This is a genomic window from Sutcliffiella cohnii (assembly GCF_002250055.1).
Classification (GTDB): domain Bacteria; phylum Bacillota; class Bacilli; order Bacillales; family Bacillaceae_I; genus Sutcliffiella; species Sutcliffiella cohnii.
In genome coordinates, this window is the sequence record NZ_CP018866.1 from 2,129,006 (window position 1) to 2,150,225 (window position 21,220).

The 21,220-nt window shown below is 33.4% G+C and carries 24 protein-coding genes and 2 pseudogenes; 21 read left to right on the forward strand and 5 right to left on the reverse strand.

Translation table 11 applies throughout. The annotated features are described in order from the left end of the window. Nucleotides 1–15 precede the first annotated feature (15 nt). From BC6307_RS10465 to BC6307_RS10485, 5 genes are all read left to right on the forward strand, one after another. A complete protein-coding gene (locus BC6307_RS10465) occupies nt 16–300 on the forward strand; it encodes a DUF3219 family protein (RefSeq protein ID WP_066414187.1) in 285 nt (94 codons plus the stop codon). Nucleotides 301–374: 74 nt separating this feature from the next. Next, complete coding sequence (locus tag BC6307_RS10470) at nt 375–1,352, forward strand: ring-cleaving dioxygenase (protein ID WP_066414185.1); 978 nt, start codon at nt 375–377, stop codon at nt 1,350–1,352. Nucleotides 1,353–1,604: 252 nt separating this feature from the next. Beyond that, nucleotides 1,605–2,474, forward strand: a complete 870-nt coding sequence (locus BC6307_RS10475) for a 5'-3' exonuclease (RefSeq protein ID WP_066414177.1) — start codon at nt 1,605–1,607, stop codon at nt 2,472–2,474. 110 nt (nt 2,475–2,584) lie between these two features. Continuing rightward, nucleotides 2,585–3,592, forward strand: coding sequence for a DUF1646 family protein (locus BC6307_RS10480; RefSeq protein WP_066414175.1), 1,008 nt, complete (start codon nt 2,585–2,587; stop codon nt 3,590–3,592). Nucleotides 3,593–3,836: 244 nt separating this feature from the next. Beyond that, complete coding sequence (locus BC6307_RS10485; RefSeq protein WP_066414172.1) at nt 3,837–4,589, forward strand: GTP pyrophosphokinase; 753 nt, start codon at nt 3,837–3,839, stop codon at nt 4,587–4,589. 83 nt (nt 4,590–4,672) lie between these two features. Here BC6307_RS10485 and sspL read toward each other — a convergent pair whose 3' ends face one another. Further along, complete coding sequence (sspL, locus tag BC6307_RS10490) at nt 4,673–4,810, reverse strand: small, acid-soluble spore protein L (RefSeq protein WP_066414170.1); 138 nt, start codon at nt 4,808–4,810, stop codon at nt 4,673–4,675. 115 nt (nt 4,811–4,925) lie between these two features. On the opposite strand from sspL, the gene BC6307_RS10495 reads away from it, so the two are divergent. Next, entirely contained in the window at nt 4,926–5,387 is a 462-nt protein-coding gene (locus BC6307_RS10495) for a divergent PAP2 family protein (protein ID WP_066414310.1), read from the forward strand. A gap of 62 nt (nt 5,388–5,449) precedes the next feature. After that, entirely contained in the window at nt 5,450–5,719 is a 270-nt protein-coding gene (locus BC6307_RS10500; RefSeq protein WP_412766285.1) for a DUF6123 family protein, read from the forward strand. Nucleotides 5,720–5,775: 56 nt separating this feature from the next. Here BC6307_RS10500 and BC6307_RS10505 read toward each other — a convergent pair whose 3' ends face one another. Together BC6307_RS10505 and BC6307_RS10510 are read right to left on the reverse strand one after the other, a co-directional pair. Beyond that, complete coding sequence (locus tag BC6307_RS10505) at nt 5,776–6,681, reverse strand: DMT family transporter (RefSeq protein ID WP_066414166.1); 906 nt, start codon at nt 6,679–6,681, stop codon at nt 5,776–5,778. 6 nt (nt 6,682–6,687) lie between these two features. Further along, nucleotides 6,688–7,083 (reverse strand): reverse transcriptase-like protein, encoded by a 396-nt coding sequence (locus tag BC6307_RS10510; protein ID WP_066414163.1) that lies wholly within the window; start codon nt 7,081–7,083, stop codon nt 6,688–6,690. 190 nt (nt 7,084–7,273) lie between these two features. On the opposite strand from BC6307_RS10510, the gene BC6307_RS10515 reads away from it, so the two are divergent. Together BC6307_RS10515 and BC6307_RS10520 are read left to right on the forward strand one after the other, a co-directional pair. Next, on the forward strand, nt 7,274–7,930 hold the full coding sequence (locus BC6307_RS10515) for a reverse transcriptase-like protein (RefSeq protein ID WP_066414161.1): 657 nt from the start codon (nt 7,274–7,276) through the stop codon (nt 7,928–7,930). Nucleotides 7,931–7,949: 19 nt separating this feature from the next. After that, nucleotides 7,950–8,129 carry a zinc-finger domain-containing protein gene (locus BC6307_RS10520; protein WP_066414158.1) on the forward strand — a complete coding sequence of 60 codons (180 nt, stop codon included), beginning with the start codon at nt 7,950–7,952 and terminating at the stop codon, nt 8,127–8,129. Nucleotides 8,130–8,165: 36 nt separating this feature from the next. On the opposite strand, the gene BC6307_RS10525 is transcribed toward BC6307_RS10520, so the two are convergent. Then, entirely contained in the window at nt 8,166–8,414 is a 249-nt protein-coding gene (locus tag BC6307_RS10525) for a DUF2564 family protein (RefSeq protein WP_174522361.1), read from the reverse strand. Between the two features lie 441 nt (nt 8,415–8,855). After that, nucleotides 8,856–9,056, reverse strand: coding sequence for a cold-shock protein CspD (gene cspD, locus BC6307_RS10530; protein ID WP_066418441.1), 201 nt, complete (start codon nt 9,054–9,056; stop codon nt 8,856–8,858). A gap of 161 nt (nt 9,057–9,217) precedes the next feature. Here cspD and BC6307_RS10535 point away from each other — a divergent pair, with 161 nt between their 5' ends. From BC6307_RS10535 to BC6307_RS10590, 12 genes and pseudogenes are all read left to right on the forward strand, one after another. Continuing rightward, entirely contained in the window at nt 9,218–9,469 is a 252-nt protein-coding gene (locus tag BC6307_RS10535) for a hypothetical protein (protein WP_066418435.1), read from the forward strand. Between the two features lie 110 nt (nt 9,470–9,579). Beyond that, nucleotides 9,580–10,614 (forward strand): annotated as a pseudogene (locus BC6307_RS10540) (DNA topoisomerase); the annotation flags it as partial. A gap of 390 nt (nt 10,615–11,004) precedes the next feature. Further along, nucleotides 11,005–13,164 (forward strand): type IA DNA topoisomerase, encoded by a 2,160-nt coding sequence (locus tag BC6307_RS10545; protein ID WP_066418433.1) that lies wholly within the window; start codon nt 11,005–11,007, stop codon nt 13,162–13,164. Nucleotides 13,165–13,297: 133 nt separating this feature from the next. Continuing rightward, complete coding sequence (locus tag BC6307_RS10550) at nt 13,298–14,233, forward strand: tyrosine-type recombinase/integrase (RefSeq protein WP_066418430.1); 936 nt, start codon at nt 13,298–13,300, stop codon at nt 14,231–14,233. Nucleotides 14,234–14,408: 175 nt separating this feature from the next. Then, nucleotides 14,409–17,447 carry a Tn3 family transposase gene (locus BC6307_RS10555; protein ID WP_066418428.1) on the forward strand — a complete coding sequence of 1,013 codons (3,039 nt, stop codon included), beginning with the start codon at nt 14,409–14,411 and terminating at the stop codon, nt 17,445–17,447. Nucleotides 17,448–17,460: 13 nt separating this feature from the next. After that, entirely contained in the window at nt 17,461–17,775 is a 315-nt protein-coding gene (locus BC6307_RS10560; protein ID WP_066418426.1) for a hypothetical protein, read from the forward strand. 446 nt (nt 17,776–18,221) lie between these two features. Further along, on the forward strand, nt 18,222–18,608 hold the full coding sequence (locus BC6307_RS10565) for a DUF302 domain-containing protein (RefSeq protein WP_066418422.1): 387 nt from the start codon (nt 18,222–18,224) through the stop codon (nt 18,606–18,608). 438 nt (nt 18,609–19,046) lie between these two features. Then, on the forward strand, nt 19,047–19,310 hold the full coding sequence (locus BC6307_RS10570; RefSeq protein ID WP_066418419.1) for a metal-sensitive transcriptional regulator: 264 nt from the start codon (nt 19,047–19,049) through the stop codon (nt 19,308–19,310). 87 nt (nt 19,311–19,397) lie between these two features. Then, a complete protein-coding gene (locus BC6307_RS10575; protein WP_066418416.1) occupies nt 19,398–19,877 on the forward strand; it encodes a DsrE/DsrF/DrsH-like family protein in 480 nt (159 codons plus the stop codon). 43 nt (nt 19,878–19,920) lie between these two features. After that, nucleotides 19,921–20,272: pseudogene (locus BC6307_RS10580) on the forward strand (rhodanese-like domain-containing protein). A gap of 14 nt (nt 20,273–20,286) precedes the next feature. Beyond that, nucleotides 20,287–20,583, forward strand: coding sequence for a rhodanese-like domain-containing protein (locus BC6307_RS10585; protein ID WP_066418413.1), 297 nt, complete (start codon nt 20,287–20,289; stop codon nt 20,581–20,583). Nucleotides 20,584–20,637: 54 nt separating this feature from the next. Continuing rightward, nucleotides 20,638–21,213, forward strand: a complete 576-nt coding sequence (locus BC6307_RS10590) for a sulfurtransferase TusA family protein (RefSeq protein WP_066418408.1) — start codon at nt 20,638–20,640, stop codon at nt 21,211–21,213. The last annotated feature ends 7 nt before the right edge of the window (nt 21,214–21,220 follow it).

The following is a 21,220-nucleotide window of genomic DNA, read 5'->3' on the forward strand; positions in this document are numbered from 1 at the left end:
TAGGAGTGTGAAATGATGGTAAATGAAATTACTTTAAATGGTTATTCAATAAATATAGAGAAATATTACGAGGAAATAGAAGATGACCTATTAACAATTTCAATTGTTTTTTACGTAAATAGTGAACATTATCATGACATTACAACACTATTATATAGTGGAACATTTGATGTTGTAGTCCCAGAACGCAACTTATCATTTCGTGGAATGATTTCTAATTACTCAACTTCTATTACTAACTTGTATGAAAAAGGTAACATTGGAGAGTATAAATTATCCTTAAAGCAAGTTAACAGTTGACACAAACATAATCTAATGATATATTTATCTCGAATTCAAGATAATAGAAACTAGCTTAATTAGGAGGATATAAAATGCTAAAAGGTATACATCACGTAACTGCTATTACTAGTAGTGCTGAAAAAAACTACGAATTCTTCACATATACATTAGGAATGAGATTAGTGAAAAAGACAGTGAATCAAGATGACATTCAAACATATCACTTATTTTTCGCAGACGATACAGGAAGTCCTGGAACGGATATGACATTTTTTGATTTTCCAGGTATACCAAAAGGGGTACACGGAACAAATGAAATTTTCAAAACTTCATTCCGAGTGCCATCAGATGCAGCCATTGAATACTGGGAAAAACGATTTAATCGTTTAAATGTTAGTCATAGCGGCGTAAAAGAACAATTCGGTAAAAAAGTTTTATCCTTTGTTGATTTTGATGATCAACATTATCAACTAATTTCTGATGAAAAAAACGAAGGTGTTGCTTCTGGAACTGCTTGGCAAAATGGTCCTATTCCTTTAGAATACGCAATTACTGGGTTAGGACCTTTATTTATTCGAGTGGCAGATATTAAATATTTTAAAGAAATGATGGAAAAGGTTCTCATGTTTAAAGAGAGCTCTAAAGAAGGAGATTATTATTTATTTGAAGTAGGAGAAGGTGGTAACGGAGCCTCTGTTATCGCAGAGCACAATACCGTTTTACCTCAGGCACGTCAAGGATTTGGTACATTTCATCACGCTGCATTTCGTGTAGCGGATAGAAAAGAGATACTTGAATGGGATCAACGTTTACGTAGCTTCGGTTTCCAAACGTCTGGTCATGTCGACCGTTTCTTCTTCGAGTCACTTTACGCAAGACTTGCTCCACAAATTTTATTCGAATTCGCTACAGATGGACCAGGTTTCATGGGAGATGAACCGTATGAAACTTTAGGCGAGAAGCTATCGCTACCACCATTTTTAGAAGGAAAACGCGAACAAATCGAGAGTCTTGTTAGACCAATAAATACAATAAGAAGTACAAAAAATATTGAAAAAGAATATGAGTAAGGAAATGTGGCTGAGACAAAACTAAAATAGTCATGATTAAAAAACGAACAATTGCAGAATTTCCGGAGCGGGTTATTTCCAACCTCCTAATTTTTTGTTCGTTTTTTGTTTTAAAAAAATAGTTATGTCTCTACCTCTAGCTTTAAGTAATACGATAAAAATCTTGTAAACTTCCACCAAATATATAGTTTGTCCTCTAGAACACAGAACAATATGTTATAATTTTAACTGTATGTAGAGGAGCGTGTTAAAATGAAAAAAGTATTATTAATAGACGGAATGGCGTTACTTTTTAGATCATTCTATGCAACTAGTGTTTACAATCGATTTATGTATACATCGAATGGTATACCGACTAACGGAGTTCAAGGTTTTGTTAAACATATGGTAACTGCTGTTGAGTCCTTTAATCCGACTCATATAGTTTGTTGTTGGGATATGGGTAGTAAAACGTTTAGGACAGAGATGTTTGATGAGTATAAAGGAAATCGACCTGCTCCACCAGAACAGTTAGTCCCACAATTTGATTTAGTAAAAGAAGTGGTAGAAGCTTTTGATATACCTAACATAGGATTAAAAGGGTATGAAGCAGATGATTGTATCGGAACGTTAACTAATAAATATAGAAATGAAGCAGAAGTAATTATTTTAACTGGTGATCAAGATATTTTACAATTATTAAAGAATAATGTAAAAGTGGCATTAATACGTAATGGATACGGAAATTATGAAGTGTTTGATCACGATGGTTTTGTTGAAAAGAAAGGCCTCACACCAGAACAGCTAATTGACTTAAAAGCTATTATGGGTGACCCTAGTGATAATTATCCAGGAGTTAAAGGGATTGGAGAAAAAACTGCTACTAAATTATTACTGGAATACAAGTCGATCGAAGGTATATTAAACAATATTTCTTCCTTAACAAAAGCTCAACAAAAGAAGTTTGAAGAGGGAATGGATTTATTACATCTCTCAAGGAAGTTAGCAGAAATTCATTGTGAAGTTCCTGTAGAGTGTAGTTTAGAAGAAGCGTCGATTACGATTAACCGTGAAAAAGTGTTTTCTAAATTTGATGAACTTGAATTTAAAAACTTGCACTCCATCGTTAATAAAGTATGTTAAAGATGAAGCCGATTGGTTTCATCTTTTTTGTCCTATAGAATTCCTTCTAGTTTGTCCGACTTCTGCATATACATAGATTGTGTTGAAAAATATTATGGAGTTGACAACTATTGATATTAGGCTTGATTTTTATATTTTTATTAGTTTTATTTATCCCGTTAACTAGTAGAGTGGTAGAACGAAATTTAGAATTGTTTTTATTTTTTATAGGAGTGTTGGCGGCTATTGTTGGTGGAGTAATGAATAGTGTTCTTTTCTTAAATGCTGCATTTGCCCCAATTTATATAACTCTAGCAGTATTAGGTGCTGGTTTTTTATTTAAATGGTTTCGTAAACCTTTACAATTAGCCATTAATAAAATAAGTAATATTATACCGTTTCGCTTATTTGTTTTTCTCGTTATCGTATTTTTAGGGCTAGTATCTAGTATTATTACAGCAATAATTGCTGCATTACTTTTAGTATTAATAGTAAGCTCCCTTCAATTGAAAAGAGCATCCACTATTCGATTTGTTGTAATTGCGTGCTTTTCCATTGGACTTGGAGCGGCATTAACCCCTACAGGTGAACCGCTAGCAACAATTGCTATAAATAAATTGGATGGAGACTTCTTCTATTTAATAAGACTATTAGGAAAAGAAGTAATATTAGGTGTTTTAAGTTTAGGATTAGTAGGAGCAGTTGTCGTACAACCTTACGTCCAAAGAGGGTTATATCATGAAGTAAAAGATAATGAAACATATGAAGACATTTTAGTCAGGTCTTTAAAAATCTATTTTTTTGTAATGGGTCTCACTTTCCTTGGGGAAGGCTTTGAACCACTTATTCAAAAATATTTTTTAGGCCTTACTCCATCTGCACTTTATTGGATTAATATGGCCTCCGCAATTTTAGATAATGCAACCTTAACCGCTGCAGAAATTAGCCCTGTAATGGAGCAAGAAACAGTGCGGTCTATTTTATTAGGTTTAATTATTAGTGGCGGTATGTTAATACCAGGTAATATTCCAAATATAATAGCAGCTGGTAAGCTACAAATTACTAGTAAAGAGTGGGCAACAATTGGGTTACCACTTGGTCTACTTTTAATGATCGTATACTATATCTTCATGTTCTAAAGCTACTTCTCCATGAATGAAGAAGTAGTTTTTTTCATTCCTTTCTGTTGTTGTGTCAAGATCCGTCGTTTTATATTTCTTTTTCTTTAGTTCAGAACGGTTAAAACTTGAAAAATTAATATAAACATATTAAAATAAGGATACAGAATGACTAGTCAGTCACAATTGACCACACGTTCATCTTGTATTTCCAGATAAACAAAAATGTAAATACACTTGTAAGCTACTTAAAGGAGACTTTGTAATGAACGCTATACAAGCTATAAACTTAAAAAACGATTTAAAATATTGGAAAGACGAATTTACTCGGTTTATGATGTCTTATAAATTTGCTTTGGACGAATTGAACACAAAAATTGATATATTAAAACAAGAATTTCAATATATGCATGAATACAACCCAATTGAACATGTAAAATCAAGATTAAAATCACCTGAGAGCATTTTAAAAAAGTTGAACAAAAAAGGACTAGAGATAAGCTTTTCTTCTATAAAAGAGAATATTAAAGATATTGCAGGAATTCGAATTACATGTTCATTCCTATCTGACATTTATGAAATTGCGGAGATGCTACAAAAACAACAAGATATTAAAGTGGTTAGCGTTAAAGATTATATTAAAAACCCTAAAGAAAATGGCTATAAAAGTCTGCATTTAATATTGCAAATTCCTGTATTTATGTCGGATAGGGTAGAGGATGTTGGTGTGGAAGTACAAATTAGAACAATTGCAATGGACTTTTGGGCTAGTTTAGAGCATAAAATATACTATAAATACAATGGTAAAGTTCCAGAAACATTAGTAAACGAATTAAAAACAGCCGCATATACTGCGAATTCATTAGACAGAAAAATGGAAGCAATTCATAAAGAAATGGCTCTTATAAAAGAAACCAATTCGAATGAAGATCAATTAAAAATAGACGAAAATAATATAATTCCTTCAGATTTACTTAAAAATTTAAGTATAAGGCTAAATGGGATAACAAAAGAATGAATAAATAAGAACCCTTCGTTTTTAAACGTAGGGTTCTTTTATTGTTAATTGACTATATGGGCATTTGTTCTTTTATTAGCTGCTTAAATTTTAGTGTTACTTCTTTTTGCTCGATCTTCTAATTTTGATTTAGGAGATACAGAACCAGAATCTTGTCCGTAACCTTGTGGATTCACACCTGGAGCGGCTTTACCACGATTACTTTGTTTGTTTTTACTCATTATTAACCACCTCCAATGTTATATTACCTCACCATTTAAAAAATATGCTTATTTACAGTTTGTAAAAATGAATACATCTTGAGAGATAAACAAAACTAAGGTAGAGGTGATGATGGTGAATTTAGCAATTAAAATTGCAATAAGTGCTATGATGTTGACACAAGCATTAAAAATTCCGATAAAGTTTATACAAACAGGGGAATGGGATGTAAAAATGTTTTTTGAAACGGGTGGTATGCCAAGTTCACACTCTGCTGGCGTTTCATCATTAGCTACTTTTATTGCAATGAAAAGGGGAGTATCTACTATTGACTTTGCGCTTTCTTGTATATTTGGGTTAATTGTAATGTATGACGCACAAGGTGTTAGGAGACAAACTGGTGAACTTTCTCTAGCTGTCAATGATATTCACGAAGAAGTCGAACGTTTACAAGATAAGCCTGATAGACATGAATATGATCAAAATGAAAGAAGAATTAAAGAACGTCTCGGACATCAACCCGAAGAAGTAGTAGGTGGAGCTTTATTAGGAATGTTAATTGGGGCAGCAGGTTACGCTTTATCAAAAAAGAAATAGGCAAATGTCGGATTTTGCGGTAAAATTAATATAGGGAACAAAAAGGGATAGGGATGGTTATTTTGAGAAATATAAGCACGGAACATTATATTGAAAACCTTACCGCAAAAGGCTTTGTATTTAAAGAAGATGCATTAGGATTTATTCAGTTTGGTAAACATTACACAGGGTGTAACGATGTACAAGTTAACTTAGCGATTGAACTCACGTTAAAAGCACAAAGACAATTCGATGGTAGTTTTTTCGTGTCATTATTAGAAGAAATAAAAACAGAACAAATACAAACAAAAAAAGAAGCGTATGAATTAGCAAAAATAAGAGCGATAATTTAGTAAAAGTAGCAGAGCAAATGGTTCTGCTACTTCTTTTGTTATTAAAGGTAACTTATTTAAAATGTTTCAATCTTCTCAATCCGCTTCCTGATAGGAAGTTCTGCTAATATCATACCTAAAAAGATAAAAACACAACCAGTTATTGCCATTAACGATAACCTTTCATCTGCCCAAAAGTATGCTGTAGTAGCTGCGAATACAGGTTCCATTGCGAAAATAAGAGCAACTCTCGTTGGGGATGTATGTTGTTGAAAATGCGTTTGTATAAAAAATGCTAAAGCTGTTGCTAATAACGCACAAATTAAAAGAGCTAATACTACTTCTACTTTTAGTACAACCGAATAGTTAATAGTCCAAGGCTTCTCAAAAATAAGTGACGCAATCAAACTAAGTATAGATACAGTCAAAATCTGTATAGTAGTTAAAATTAGTGGTGAATGGTCTTTTGCATATTTAGAAGTTAGTACGATATGCCCTGCAAATGAAAACGCACAAAGTAAAACAAAGAAATCTCCAACATTAAGCGTTGAATAGTCTAATAACGTTAAAAAATATAAGCCAACCGTTGCGATAATAACACCTAAACTAGCTTGCGGTCTTATTTTTTGTCTTAACCAAATGAAGCAAATAATCGGTACTAATACGACACTTAAACCGGTAATAAATCCTGCTTTAGAGGACGTCGTAAACAGTAACCCGACAGTTTGGAAACCATATCCTAAAAATAGCCAAATACCTAAAAGAAATCCAGAAAGTAGTAATTTCTTATGTATAACAATGCGATTTCGTTTATGTAAAAAAATTAATAGTATTAATAGTACAACTGCTGCCATAAAAAATCGGATTGCATTAAAAGCTAAAGGAGGTAAAAATGCTATTGCATTTTGCACTAATACAAAAGTTGCCCCCCATATAAATGCTACAAAAAGTAATGATAAATCTGCTGTCATTTTTTTCCCCATTATTCCCTATACTCCCTCGTTTAACTTGATTGCTGCTCTTGCTAATCGATCAGCAACTTTATTTTGTTTGCTAGGAATCCATTTAATAAAAAATAAATCTAACTTGTCTGCCAATCTTAACGCTTCCTCTACTAAAGAACTGTAACGATCATCTTTAGCAAATTGTTTTTCCATTGATCGATCAACTGCTTGCGAGTCCGTTCGAAACGACACAACCTTATAGTTATATTCAACACAAAGCTGTAACGCTTTAATTAAAGCATGATATTCTGCTTCATGGTTTGACATCATACCTAGTGGAATTGAGTATTGTTCTGCTTTTCCATGGCCTTTAATAAATATTCCAGCGCCAGATGGTCCTGGGTCACCGGCACTTGCACCGTCGATATAAACTTCAATCATATTTCCTCACTCCTGATTCACAGTATTGAATCTAGCTTAAAAAAAGCAAAGATACTTTCACATTGTATAGCTTGTTGTAACATATTTACATACTTGCTGTGATAAGATAAGAATACATATTAAGTTTTAATTATAAATTGGTTTTCCATTTTTAAAAAGATATATTGAAAAAATTTAGAGAGGGTTTACAATGAAAATAACAATTGAATGGACATATGCTACCCCTAAAAAGCTAAAATCTTTATTTAAGAGTGAAGAGTTAACTGTACAACACGCACTTTTATTATTAGAAGATATAGAAAAAACAGGACGAGTAAAACAGATAGAACTATACGACGAAAATGGTTCAACATGGACTAAAAAAGAGTTAAGCAAATGGTTAAAACAAAGTGATACTGAAATATCGGATGTGGTTGCTTATTTTGATGGTGGGTTTGATTTGGAAACTCATTTATCAGGAGTTGGTGCTGTTATATACTATCAACAGAACAAAAAGCAATTTAGAAATAGATATAACGCAAGGCTAGAAGAGCTAGATTCTAACAACGAAGCGGAATATGCAGCTTTTTACTTTTTGGTTCAACAACTGGAACTTTTGGAAATTACCAACTGTGAAGTAACGTTTAAAGGTGATTCACAAGTGGTAATTAATCAACTTTCAGGAGAATGGCCATGCTATGATGAATCTTTTAATAAATGGCTAGATAAAATAGAGGAGCGTTTAAAAGCTTTACGAATAAAACCATTTTACGAAGCTGTAGGTAGGAAAGAGAATACTGAGGCAGATAGGCTGGCAGAACAAGCTCTTCAAGGTACGCCTATTGAAAGCCATATGGAAATTAATTAGTAGGGGTGAACAACGGAAGATGAACAGAAAAAAGATCTTAATGGAGGTTGGTGAAATACTTGATACGTATTGTCACGAATGTCTCGTAAAACAAACGCTGCGAAAAGAAGGTGGTAAAACGTTCGCACAATCTTTCTGTATAAATGAATGTACAGTTGGGAGTGAAATAAAGAGACTGGGCGAACAGTTATCTAAATAATAGGAATGCAAAAAACCGCCTAAAAAGGCGGTTTGTTTATTTTCGTGCTTCCTCCAATTGGTGTTCACATCTTAAAAGCGATTGCTCTGCATTTTGTAGGAAGTTCGTGTCTAACCCAGTACTATTTTGATTTGCTTCCGATAATAGGGTACGAGCGTTTCCAATTGCACGTTCAGCATGATCTAGACTTTCAGGATCCATACTCATTGTAGCAGAACCTACCATTTTTTCAGCTGTTTCAATAGACACTTGTACTTGCATTAAATCGTTATAACCAGTATGCATTTGATGATTTTCATTTGCCATGTTAAAACCTCCTCCTAACAATTATGTTTAGTTAAGAGCATAAGTTCTATACATCCGTTTAATCGCTAAGGAAAGATCTAAAAAATCTTTTTTGCGACATTTTCGTTAGATTTTCTAAGTATGAAAAATAAACTTTTGTAAGGAAAGCATTATAATATAAAGAGAACAAAAGCGCAGGCGGCTCGTTCTGGCCCGACAAGAAAGGTGCGGCGCTGCAGGTGGACGCTCTTTGTCCACCGGAAGTGACTGACTTATGTCTCGAGGGCCTTTTCCAAAGGAGCTAGACGTAGCAACACAAAGTTAGTAGTTATCCACAACTTTCCATTTTTATAATTTCCTAATCGATGAAAAAGCCCTTCAAAACTAAATTTGAAGGGCTTTCATTTTTTTCTATATAACCGCTATATTTAAATCATGAAATTACAATTTCACTACGTTAGCAGCTTGAGGTCCACGATTTCCTTCTACAATTTCAAAAGAAACTTCTTGACCTTCTTCTAGAGATTTAAAACCATCTCCTGAAATAGCAGAGAAATGTACGAATACATCTTCGCCACCTTCAACTTCGATGAAGCCGAAACCTTTTTCGTTGTTAAACCATTTTACTTTACCGTTTTGCATGTTTTTTCCTCCTAATACGTTGAGCAAATATTTATTTCGCCATCTTGTCCATCGAAGACTTGATGACGATTTTAATATACAATAAATGTCCCCCTAAGGTCAAATTGTCCTCGTTAATACTTTTTGGTAACGGTTCATATAAATGATTAGGGGGGATTATTATGTTAAGAATTCCAGTTAATAACGAGGAAATTATTATAAGATTAAAACCGAACTTATCGTTGTATTCTTTTTCAAAACAGCAAATCTTACAAGTAATTGAACAAGAAGTGGTGAATTTACTTAGTGATAGAGAGCATTCGTTTGCAATATTTTTTAAAGGCCACATAATAGTAGGAATAATAGAAAACCATTATATACCTACTATTACGGTTACAACCATTATTCCAGAAAGCAACATCCATTACCTTTAGACAAACATTTGTTTCTATTTTATAATAAAGAGGAAACCGACAAGAAACTATATTATGTTTCATACCGCTAAGTTATAAAAGAGAAATATAAATGTAAGGGGAATAAAGCAATGAAAGTAATAATAGCTGAAAAGCCGTCTGTAGCTAAAAATATAGCGGATGCCTTAAATATTAAAGGAAAAAAAGATGGGTATTACGAAGGTTCAAACTATATTATAACTTGGGCTTTTGGTCATCTCCTTCAGCTATATGATGCGAAAGATTATGACGCTAAAATGGGGAAATGGAACATGAATTATTTTCCGTTTATACCTTCGCAATTTCAATATAAAGTTAAAAGTAACCCAAGACAAAAAGGTAAAGAAGATTTAGGTGCTAAAAAACAGTTAAAGATTATTTATGGACTAATGAAACGACCAGATGTAAATGGCATTATTTCTGCATGTGACTATGACCGTGAAGGACAAATTATTGGAGACACGATTATTTATAATACAAAAATAAATAAAACAGTATATCGTCTATTACTTAATGAGTGGACAAAAGAAGAAGTATTAAAAGGTCTACAATCAATACGACCAAACAGTGAAATGGCTTCATTACGAGATGCTGGCATTGGAAGACAATGGGCTGATTGGGTTATAGGGATCAACTTAACTTCAGTTGCAACGTTAAAATATCAAAAAGGGTCTGGAAAGGTTTTAAATATAGGCCGTGTATTACTACCAACATTAAAAATAATTTATGATCGTGACAAAGAGATTGAGCAGTTTACGCCTGAAGATTATTTTAAATTAGTGGCAACTTTTGAAACGGAAAGTGGACAGAAATACGAAGGCATATATACCATTGATAACAAAGATAAATTTCCAAAAATGGAAGAGTTGCAACAAATTGTATCGTTTATTAATGAAAAACAAGCTACAATTATGGAAAAAAAGGTGGAGAGAAAGCGTGAATTCCCACCATACTTATTCAATTTATCCAACTTACAAGGTTACATTACTTCAAAATATAAAGGCTGGACTTCAGAAAAAGTATTAAAAGTAGCCCAATCACTATACGAAAAAAAGTATATTACGTATCCGAGAGCATTATATACAAAAAAGGATATGGACATAATTGATAGAATAGGAGAAAAGCTGAATTATAGCCGTTTGTAGCATGTCCATATGTTGTGGACATAATGAAAGTGGACATAATGGAGTAATTAGTATTTAAAAGGAGAAGAAATTACAGGTATTTAGATTATTTGGGACAATTTAAATTTTATGCAATAGCTATTTATTCATAATAAGGATTAAACTTGTAGTAAGAAGAAAATCACATCAACTTTTTCAAAACCTCTATATCAAAACTTCTAATTTTTAATATATCCTTTTTTATTGGTTCTTTCACTAAATTCCCTAAATAAATCTTCAGATTGACAAGCCGAAAAAACTTTATAAATATAAAATATTAATTATGAGTTCAAAAATTAAAGATTAGTAGTTATTATGTTTTAAACGAAGTTAAGAAGGGAGAATACCATCAAGATGGGCAAAACACTAATACTAACAGAGAAGCCTTCTGTAGCTAAGAATATAGCAGATGCACTTAAAATAAAAAGTAGACAGGATGGTTATTTTGAGGGCAGCGATTATATTATCACATGGGCTTTTGGTCACCTTTTACAGTTATTTGATGCAAAAGATTATGATGAGAAAATGGCAAAATGGAGAACAGAAAACTTTCCTTTCATTCCAGATAAATTTAGATATAAGGTGAAATCAAATCAAAAAAATCGAGATAAAGAAGATTTAGGCGCAAAAAAACAATTGAAAATCATTTATAGTCTAATTAAAAGAAATGATGTTACTAATCTTATATCTGCGTGTGACTATGATAGAGAGGGACAAATTATTGGAGATACGATCTTATATATGATAAAACATGGTAAAAAGGTTTATCGATTACTATTAAATGAGTGGACACCGAATGAAATACTAAAGGGTCTAAAAAATATAATACCCAACGATGAGATGATGCCTTTAAGAGATGCAGGTATAGGTAGACAATGGGCGGACTGGACAATAGGAATTAATCTTACTTCTATGGCAACATTAAAATATCAAAAGGGTAAAGGACAAGCGCTTAATATTGGAAGGGTTTTGCTACCAACTTTAAAAATTATTTATGACAGAGATAAAGAAATAGAAAATTTCGTTCCAGAAGATTATTTTAAACTAAAAGCATTATTTGCAACCCGATCAGGTAGTGAATATGAAGGGATTTATTATCTTAACAATGAGGATAAATTTAAAGATAAACAAGTTCTAATGGATATTGATTCCCTTTTGTCTGGAAAAGAGGGCGCCGTATCCGAAAAAAATGTTGAGAAAAAAAATGAATATCCCCCTTATTTATTTAATTTATCCAATCTTCAAGGGTTTATTACGAACAAATATCAGGGCTGGACTTCGGACAAAGTTTTGCGGATTTCACAATCATTGTATGAGAAAAAACTAATCACCTATCCCCGGACTTCTAGCAATTTTTTGGATGAGAGTCTTGTTGAACGGGCAGAAAATGTTTTAAATGCTCTAAAAAAAGGACTGCCTTATGAAAGTGAACTGAGATTTACAAGAACAAAAAGGGTGTTTAATAATAAGAAGGTTGAAAGTCACAGTGCCATTATTCCAACGTATTTAATCCCTAAAGCATTGACTAATGATGAAATGATTGTATATAGTGCTGTGAAAAATAGGTTCTTAATGCAATTTATGCCTATAGCGGAATATGAAGAGACTACTCTAAAAACAACTGTAAATAATGTAGAGGGAGAATTTTTATCTAAAGGGAAGGTTCAATTAGTTGAAGGATGGAAAAAGGTTGAGAAAATCGAATCGAAGGATACTATTCTACCTTTAGTTAATATAAATGAGGTCGTAAGTATTGAAGACCACAAATTGACTTCTCATGTAACGAAACCACCAAAATACCATACAGAAAAAACATTATTAAGAGTAATGGAAACATGCGGCAAGGGTAAAGACAAAGAGGATGAAGACAGTGAAGAAATGATGGCTGCTATTTTAAGTGGTTATAGCATTGGTACACCAGCTACAAGAGCTGAAACAATAAAAAAACTAAAAGATGTCGGTTATATTGCTACTCAAAATAAAAACTTGATTTGTACGGAACTAGGAAGAAAGTTAGTTGAAACATTTCCAGTAAAGGATTTGTTTGATTTACAATTCACTGGTAGATTGGAAAAAACATTGTCTGATATTGAAAAGCAAAAGTTTACTAAGGAAAGTTTCTTGAATTTAATTTTTGATTTTACAACAAATGCTGTTAAAACAATTAAAAATGAAAAAGACATCATTATTAATGAAGTATCAAACGAAAAGAAAACCATTGAGGTTCTTGGAAAATGTCCTCTTTGCGGGCATGGAATTATTGAAGGTCAGAAAGGCTTTGGATGTAGCAACTGGAAAAATGGCTGTAAATTTGTCATTTGGAAGAATGATAAATATTTAGCTTCAATGAAAAAGAAACCAACAAAAACAATGGTAAAAAGCCTTTTAAAAAATGGAGTCGTTTTGGTTAAAGGACTAACGAGTAAAAAAGGCAATAAGTTTGATGCTAATTTACGTTATGAGAAAAATCCTGATAACGAATATTTTAGTTGGAAGATGGAGTTCAATAAATAGTATTAGTATAGATAGACAGATGGGTTAGCAAGGATACCCATCTTTTTTATTAAACTCAATAAAAATTATGTATACAAGTTATGTAGAATTTTGTAAAATTAAGGTAAATAAAAGAAATGGAGTGGGCGTACGCATGATCGAAAAATTTATCAATGAATTAGAAAGACAAGGCTTGTCTAAAAATACGATTAAGAGCTATGTATTTGACATTGCTCAGTTTTACGACTGGTTAAAGAGTAAAAAACTAGACCCCAAAATAACAGAAGAAGTATTAAATGAATATACAATATTTCTATACTCCGAATATAGCGAAAATACTGTTTTGCGAAAAATTAAGAGTGTCACTCGGTATAACAAATTTTTGTATCATATTGGAGAATCCACATTAAAGATTGAACCAAATGAAATAATTAAGATTAAAACAAACAACGGGAATATGAGAATGATGAGTTTTAATGATTTAGATAGACTGCGGCAAACATTATTAGAAGTGCGAAATAAGAGAGATATTCTTATATTTCACTTATTATACGGAACTTGTTGCAGGATTTCTGAACTTATTAATATTGAACTGGATGATATAGAAATTACTAATCCGTCACAAGGTTATATACGATTTAAAATTTCAAAAGGTGCAAAATCCCAGTCTACTATAAGAAAAATTAGCATAACTGAGCCTCTTATTAAAATGATAAAAGACTATTTAGAAGTCAGACCCATTTATCAAAGTAACAAACTATTAATTGGACAAAAGGGTCCAATGACAAGGGATGCAATTAACAAAATGTTTCGGAAATACAGTTCGATAGCTAATATTAATTATACGGTTTCACCTCAAATGATAAGACGTATGGGTATTTTTAATTTGTTTGTATTAGCACAAAATGAACCATTTGAATTATCTTATATATCAAAAATTACTAGATATACAACTGAATCATATACAGAAAAACTTTACGAGTCTTTATGGTCTAATTTAAAAGGGAACTTTGAACTTCAATCCTTTGAAACCAGATATATTAATTTAGGGTGGGAGAACGATGGAGAGAAACCAAAGAAAGGTTGTTAGTATAAAACCTAATGTGAAATTTGTTGTACGTGCAATAAGGGGTACGGAAACGATTCGCACATTGAGGGGCCACTATGGAAAATAATGGATAATTTAACCGAACCTATCAAAACGATAGGTTTTTATTTATTATAAAATAGGGAATCTAAAAATTCAGATAAAGGTGGGATATGATTTGCCAAGTATTCAGGATACCATATACCCCAGATTTAAGAGTAATCTGACCGAGAAAGATTTGGAAGAAGTGTACACCCCAGTGATGAATGAAATAGAATGGGCAGAGGTTAAGTCTAAAGGCACTTTGCAGGAATTAGCCTTACTTGTTTTAATCAAAACCGTACAGAAGCTTGGATTTTTTATCCGTATTGTCGATGTTCCAGAAGCCATTATCAGACATATTGCGAAAAAAGCATACTTGCCTTTGCCTGCGAAAGAAGAGTGGAAAACGTATAGTGAAACAAGAACTGCCAAACGGCATTTTCGCTTTGTTCGGGATTACCTTCAGCTTCGGCCATTTGATCATGAGGCCCATCAAATTTTGATTGATACAATGAGCAAACTAGCATTTAACAAGGATGACCCGGCCGATCTAGTTAATGCTGCCATTGAAGAATTAATCCGTCAACGATACGAATTACCTGTCTATAATACCTTAAAAGATGCAGCCAATGATGTTCGAACTAAATCATATCGTGCCATCTATCATCAGATTGATCATGCACTAAATGATGAACAAAAAAAGAATATAGATCACCTTTTTCAGGTACCCGAGGGCACTGCTTACAGTCCTTGGAATGAACTGAAGGAGGACGCGAAAAGAGCTACTTTATTACACCTCAACAATTTAATTGTACGTCGGAATTGGTTAATAAACCAGCACATTCCGACCGATTTCCTTGAAGATATTCCTTATATCAAAGTAAAACAAATGGCAGCTGAAGCCAAAACGTTAGGTGCCTCTCGTATGATGGAAATGGAGTCTAAAAAAAGATATGCGCTTGCGCTTTCCTTTGTATCAATGCAATTGTCAAAAATATTAGATGATATTGGAGAAATGCTCATTAAAAGGATGATGAGCATTCATAAAAAAGGCCGTCAACGTTTAAAGGATCATAAAGAAAAAACACAAAAACGTACGGATTCGTTAATATCAACCCTCCAGGAATTACTACTTGCTTATCAAACGGAAGGCAGCCCTGAAGAAAAAATTCAGGAGATGCAAAAGGTACTCCAAGAGCAAGAAGCGCAAGTGTTACAAGATTGCGAAAACCATTTAGCCCTTAGTGGAGACAACTATTATCTATTCCTATGGCAATTCTATAAAAGCCACCGAGCTACATTATTTAAAATTCTTAAATCCATTCCACTTCGTTCAACAACACAAGATAAAGCATTGGAAGAGGCGATTTCTTTTCTCCTCTCTCATCAATATACGAAAAAGGAATACATATCAATTGTTCATATTGAAAAGAATGGAAAGTTGCGAAAGGACTGGGATATAACATCTTTATTAGACTTGTCTTGGATTCCTGATTCCTGGTGGCGATGGCTTAGTCCTAAAAAGAAGAAGGAAAAAATGCCTGATGAAATCAATCGCCGTCACTTTGAAGTATGCGTCTTGTCGCAAATTATGCTAGAGCTAAAAGCAGGAGACTTATATATAGAAGGAAGTGAAAAATATGCAGATTACCGAAAGCAGCTTATTACATGGAAAGACTATGAGGAGAATTTAGCCGATTTTTGCAAGCATGTAAATTTGCCTGTTTCTGGAACTGATTTCGTTAGAAAGACACAGCAAGATTTTAAACAAGTTACAAGCCAAACAGATCAATCCTTTCCTCACAATGAACAGGTACGAATTGAAAATGGCGAAGTTGTGATTGGAAAGTTAAAGAAGAAAAAAATCCCCACTGAATTAAAGAAGTTTGAAGGATATATAGCCGAAAACTTAGAACCAATCAATGTACTGGATATGTTGGCCGATACTGAATACTGGTTAAATTGGACCCGTTTTTTTGGTCCCATTTCAGGACATGAAGCGAAATTAGACAATGCCGTTGAACGGTATATTACAAATGCCTTTTGCTATGGTTGTAATTTAGGACCGACTCAAGCAGCTCGATCAATAGGAAGTCTAGACAGAAAACAAATAGCTTGGATTAATCAACGTCATGTAACTATAGAAAACCTAGACAAAGCGATTCAATATATTATTAATGCCTATAACCAATTCGATCTTCCAAAATATTGGGGTGATGGAAAGAGAGCTTCAGCCGATGGAACCAAATGGGATTTATATGAGCAAAATCTTTTATCCGAAAACCATATTCGCTATGGAGGATATGGCGGAATTGGCTATTATCATGTTTCGGATACCTATATTGCTTTATTCAGCAATTTTATTCCTTGCGGAGTATGGGAAGGGATTCATATTTTAGATATTTTGATGAATGATAAAGCCGAAATTCGACCTGAAATTCTCCATTCAGATACTCAAGGACAGAGTACAACGGTCTTTGGGCTTTCTTCTTTACTAGGTATTCAGTTAATGCCCAGAATTCGTAATTGGAAAGATTTAAAATTATTTCGTCCTTGTAAAGAAGAGGTATATGAGCATATTGATGATCTTTTTTCAGGAGAAATCGATTGGGAGCTCATTGAGACTCATTATCCGGATATGATTAGAGTTGCTATGTCGATCCAGTCAGGTAAAATTACCCCATCTACCATTCTTAATAAACTAGGTACATACAGCAAAAAGAATAAGCTGTATCAGGCGTTTCGCGAGCTTGGAAGAGTGATACGAACGATGTTTTTATTAAAATATATGGCTGACGAGGAACTGAGAGGAACGATTCAAGCAGCTACCAATAAAAGTGAAGCTTTTAATGGGTTTACCAAGTGGCTATTCTTTGGTGGCGAAGGGATTATCGCTGAGAATGACAGGGAAAAACAGCGTAAGGTCATTAAATATAACCACCTAGTGGCCAATTGTCTTATCTTTTATAATGTGTTCTCTTTATCTCGTATTCTCCATGACTACATGCAAGACGGAAATGATTATGATGAAGAGCTGATTTCCTATTTAAGCCCCTATGTTACAGCTCACGTCAATCGATTCGGCAAATACCGCATTGATCTAAACCGTAAACCTCCTAATCTTCCGTTTGAGGTGCCTGTAGCAAGGGAAAAAAGTATGCATTTAACAAGGTGAAGGAGTGACCTTAATGCTAGTTATTGATAAAATTCGCTGGATGATGAACCGAAGAGATTCAAGATGGTGGGAAGAAGACTCGTGGGAGATTTATACGAAACTTCGTAATGATATGTATGATACGATGGACTTCCTAAACACCTGTTCAACCCTAGAGTTACAGACTATTGAATGGGAACTTAATGACTTAATGGACGATTTTGGCGATGAAAATGGCGAAGGAGAATTTATTGACTTTCTTGAAAACCTCGGAGAAAGGAAATCTGATAGCTTGCTAGAATCTGTTAGAGAGTTCAAAGTTAATAAAAAAGAAGAAGCTGTTGATTAGCAGAATTGAATGTTAGTTTGTTCCGCAATCGGCCCAAATTAATGAGGAACGCTTTAAAGGCTATAAGGTATTTATGGTAAAGTAAATTATAAATATTATTTTCACTTGATTGCACGAAACTGTCAATAGCCTACCAACTGTTTATGCTGTTGATATTGAACCTAAGATGTTGGAGTTATTAAAGGAAAGATCAGATCAGGAAAAACGCCAAATTATTTAATATATCTAAAGTGATTTGGAAAACATACAGCTAAAAGACCATAGTGCAAACAAAGTAATCATGACATTTGTTATAAATAAAATACCTGATATGAAAAAAAGCATTTGGTGAATGTAAGAGAATTCTAAAAGCAAATTAATTTTAGCAATTCTAAATGTTATTTCTTTGAAACGAGCGATTAAGTTATTTCAATTGATATGAAATAGACTCAGGGAGGAAGATAATTATGTTTGATTATACGGCTGTTACAGATAAAAATATGGAAAAAGCAATTAAAAGTCTGGAGGAAAGCTTAAAAGAAGAAAAATTTGGTGTTTTATGGAGTTTTGATCTTAAGAAAAAGTTCCAGGAAAAGGGTCTAGAATTCCATAAAGAGTTTAAAGTGCTCGAAGTATGCAACCCACATGAAGCACAGAGAGTGTTAAATGAAAACGAAATGGCTGGATACTTCTTGCCTTGTAAAATAGTTGTTTATGATGACAACCATGGAAAAACGAAAATTGGGATGCCCAAACCAACAGCACTCATTAGTCTTCTGAATGATGAAAAGATGAAACAATTTGCTCAGGATATTGAAGATCGGCTAATTAGTTGTATAAATAGTAGTATTTAAATTAGTAACAATAGTTCTATATAAAAAATAATAAAATAAGCCTCGAATATCGATGCTATTTTATTTTCTTTGAAAAGGAAACACCTATTCCTCAGTAGACGGCATTTATCAACCACTTTCAATATGTATTGATCTACCCACTCTATTATTTAATCTAGTTGACATTATACCCATATGGGTATAATATAGTACTTGTTAATGTTGTTCCTTTTATCGACAAAGGAACAATCAATATTCCAACTGCCTATCTTAAGAGAAACTTTAATGAAATTCCAAACATGTAGTTGTATCAGGCATACTCGAAAAAATTATTGGAATTCACTTTTTAAGACAAAGGGGTTTTCGGGTCGTCGGATATAGAATAGCTGATCATAACAAATTACCCTTTAAGGAAAACTTTTTAAAAATAGAAACGAATGGTTAAAGGGAGGTAAGGACATGGATTATAATGATCAAATTAAAAATAGAGTAAAACGGGTTGAAGGACAGTTAAGAGGAATTTTAAGAATGATGGAAGAAAATAAGGACTGCAAAGAAGTCATCACCCAGTTATCTGCAGCAAGAACAGCCATTGATCGTACAATTGGGGTTGTGGTTAGTTCTAATTTAGTGGATTGTGTACGTTATGCAGAGCAAAGTGGTGAAAAGAATACTGAAGAACTAGTAAGAGAAGCCGTAAATCTGCTTGTGAAAAATAGATAAAAAAAAGGGTTGACACCCTCTTTTATTTTAGTTATTATCATACCCATAGGGGTATTAGTAAAATATTAACTGAGGAGTGATAAAATAATGACAGAAAACAAAAAAACAACAATTGTATTATTTAGTGGAGATTATGATAAAGCAATGGCAGCGTATATTATTGCAAACGGTGCAGCTGCCTATGATCACGAAGTAACCATTTTCCATACATTCTGGGGATTAAATGCTTTACGAAAAGATGAGAATATTGAAGTAAAAAAAGGTTTCATGGAAAAAATGTTTGGAAAAATGATGCCAAGAGGCGCAGATAAGATGGGGCTATCCAAAATGCACTTTGCAGGTTTCGGTCCTAAAATGATTAAAGATGTGATGAAAAAACATAATGCAATGCCACTACCAAATTTGATCGAAATGGCAAAAGAGCAAGATATAAAGCTTGTTGCGTGTACGATGACAATGGATTTATTAGGGCTACAAAAAGAAGAGCTTTTGGATAATATCGAATATGCAGGGGTTGCTGCGTATTTAGCTGATGCAGAAGATGGTAACGTGAACTTATTTATCTAAATCAGTTAGGGGAAATTTCCCGTTCATGAAGGAGGGACTAGGTTTGGAATATCTAAATTATTTAGTGATTGCACTTTTTCTATTTTTTATCATAAATCGAATAATCCCGGACAAAGGTGTTAGACAGATTTCAACATCAGATCTAAAAAATGAATTAAAAGATAAGAATAAACAATTTGTCGATGTCCGAACTCCAGGGGAATAGTATTAGAGGATTTAAAAATCTCCCAATTCATCAGCTTGCACAAAAAGCAGAGAAGGAGCTGACAAAAGACAAAGAAGTAATTGTCATTTGTCAAAGTGGAATGAGAAGTCAAAAGGCTAGTAAAATGCTTAAAAAATTAGGATTTACAAAAGTGACGAATGTAAAGGGGGGTATGAGCGCCTGGAGATAAAGGGAGGAAAAAGAATGAAGCAATTAACTGCAAAAGAAGTAGAAATTTTACTGTTAGAAGGTAAACCATTAAACTTAATTGATGTTCGTGAAGTAGATGAAGTTGAGACTGGAAAAATTCCAGGAGCCATTCATATTCCACTAGGATTATTAGAATTCCGAATGCATGAATTAAGTAAGGCTAAAGAATATATCATGGTTTGTCGGTCTGGTGCACGAAGTGCTCGGGCATCTCAATTTCTTGAAAGTCATGGATTTAATGTGATTAATATGTCAGGCGGGATGCTTGCATGGGAAGGCGAAACTAAGTAAATTTTTTTAATTAATAAAATACCCATCAAGGTAAAAATAGGAGGCTTTTATATTATGGAATCATTAAAAACAGACTTTTTATTAGATGCAAAAGGGTTTGCTTGCCCAATGCCAATCGTGAAAACAAAAAAGGCAATGAATGATTTACAAGCTGGTCAGGTCTTGGAAGTTCAAGCCACAGATAAAGGGTCAAAAGCTGATATTCAAGCTTGGGCGAACAGTGCTGGTCATCAGTATCTTGGGACAATCGAAGAAGGAGAAGTACTAAAACATTATCTAAGAAAATCATCTAATGATGGTTTAATTGAAAGAAAACATCCTAATGTAACTAGCAATGAAGAACTTGAAAAGAAGCTAGATGCTAATGAAAACATCGTGGTTCTTGATGTAAGAGAATCAGCTGAATATGCATTTAACCATATTCCTAATGCTATTTCTATTCCTTTAGGAGAACTGGAAGAGCGTCTAAGCGAATTAAACACAGATGATGAAATTTATGTGGTATGCCGAACAGGAAACCGCAGTGATCTTGCTTCTCAAAAATTAGCTGAAAAGGGTTTTGCTAATGTGGTTAATATAGTTCCAGGCATGAGTGCTTGGACAGGAAAGAAGGAAACTTTAAGCAAATAGGAGGTAT

Coding starts and splice junctions, on each gene's coding strand:
- BC6307_RS10475 (WP_066414177.1), top strand. CDS start 1,605: ATGAAAAAAGTATTATTAATAGACGGAATGGCGTTACTTTTTAGATCA.
- BC6307_RS10565 (WP_066418422.1), top strand. CDS start 18,222: ATGTTTGATTATACGGCTGTTACAGATAAAAATATGGAAAAAGCAATT.
- BC6307_RS10545 (WP_066418433.1), top strand. CDS start 11,005: ATGGGCAAAACACTAATACTAACAGAGAAGCCTTCTGTAGCTAAGAAT.
- BC6307_RS10550 (WP_066418430.1), top strand. CDS start 13,298: ATGATCGAAAAATTTATCAATGAATTAGAAAGACAAGGCTTGTCTAAA.
- BC6307_RS10570 (WP_066418419.1), top strand. CDS start 19,047: ATGGATTATAATGATCAAATTAAAAATAGAGTAAAACGGGTTGAAGGA.
- BC6307_RS10520 (WP_066414158.1), top strand. CDS start 7,950: ATGAACAGAAAAAAGATCTTAATGGAGGTTGGTGAAATACTTGATACG.
- BC6307_RS10470 (WP_066414185.1), top strand. CDS start 375: ATGCTAAAAGGTATACATCACGTAACTGCTATTACTAGTAGTGCTGAA.
- BC6307_RS10485 (WP_066414172.1), top strand. CDS start 3,837: ATGAACGCTATACAAGCTATAAACTTAAAAAACGATTTAAAATATTGG.
- BC6307_RS10590 (WP_066418408.1), top strand. CDS start 20,638: ATGGAATCATTAAAAACAGACTTTTTATTAGATGCAAAAGGGTTTGCT.
- BC6307_RS10515 (WP_066414161.1), top strand. CDS start 7,274: ATGAAAATAACAATTGAATGGACATATGCTACCCCTAAAAAGCTAAAA.
- BC6307_RS10465 (WP_066414187.1), top strand. CDS start 16: ATGGTAAATGAAATTACTTTAAATGGTTATTCAATAAATATAGAGAAA.
- BC6307_RS10560 (WP_066418426.1), top strand. CDS start 17,461: ATGCTAGTTATTGATAAAATTCGCTGGATGATGAACCGAAGAGATTCA.
- BC6307_RS10585 (WP_066418413.1), top strand. CDS start 20,287: ATGAAGCAATTAACTGCAAAAGAAGTAGAAATTTTACTGTTAGAAGGT.
- BC6307_RS10575 (WP_066418416.1), top strand. CDS start 19,398: ATGACAGAAAACAAAAAAACAACAATTGTATTATTTAGTGGAGATTAT.
- BC6307_RS10510 (WP_066414163.1), bottom strand. CDS start 7,083: ATGATTGAAGTTTATATCGACGGTGCAAGTGCCGGTGACCCAGGACCA.
- BC6307_RS10525 (WP_174522361.1), bottom strand. CDS start 8,414: ATGCATACTGGTTATAACGATTTAATGCAAGTACAAGTGTCTATTGAA.
- sspL (WP_066414170.1), bottom strand. CDS start 4,810: ATGAGTAAAAACAAACAAAGTAATCGTGGTAAAGCCGCTCCAGGTGTG.
- BC6307_RS10505 (WP_066414166.1), bottom strand. CDS start 6,681: ATGGGGAAAAAAATGACAGCAGATTTATCATTACTTTTTGTAGCATTT.
- cspD (WP_066418441.1), bottom strand. CDS start 9,056: ATGCAAAACGGTAAAGTAAAATGGTTTAACAACGAAAAAGGTTTCGGC.
- BC6307_RS10535 (WP_066418435.1), top strand. CDS start 9,218: ATGTTAAGAATTCCAGTTAATAACGAGGAAATTATTATAAGATTAAAA.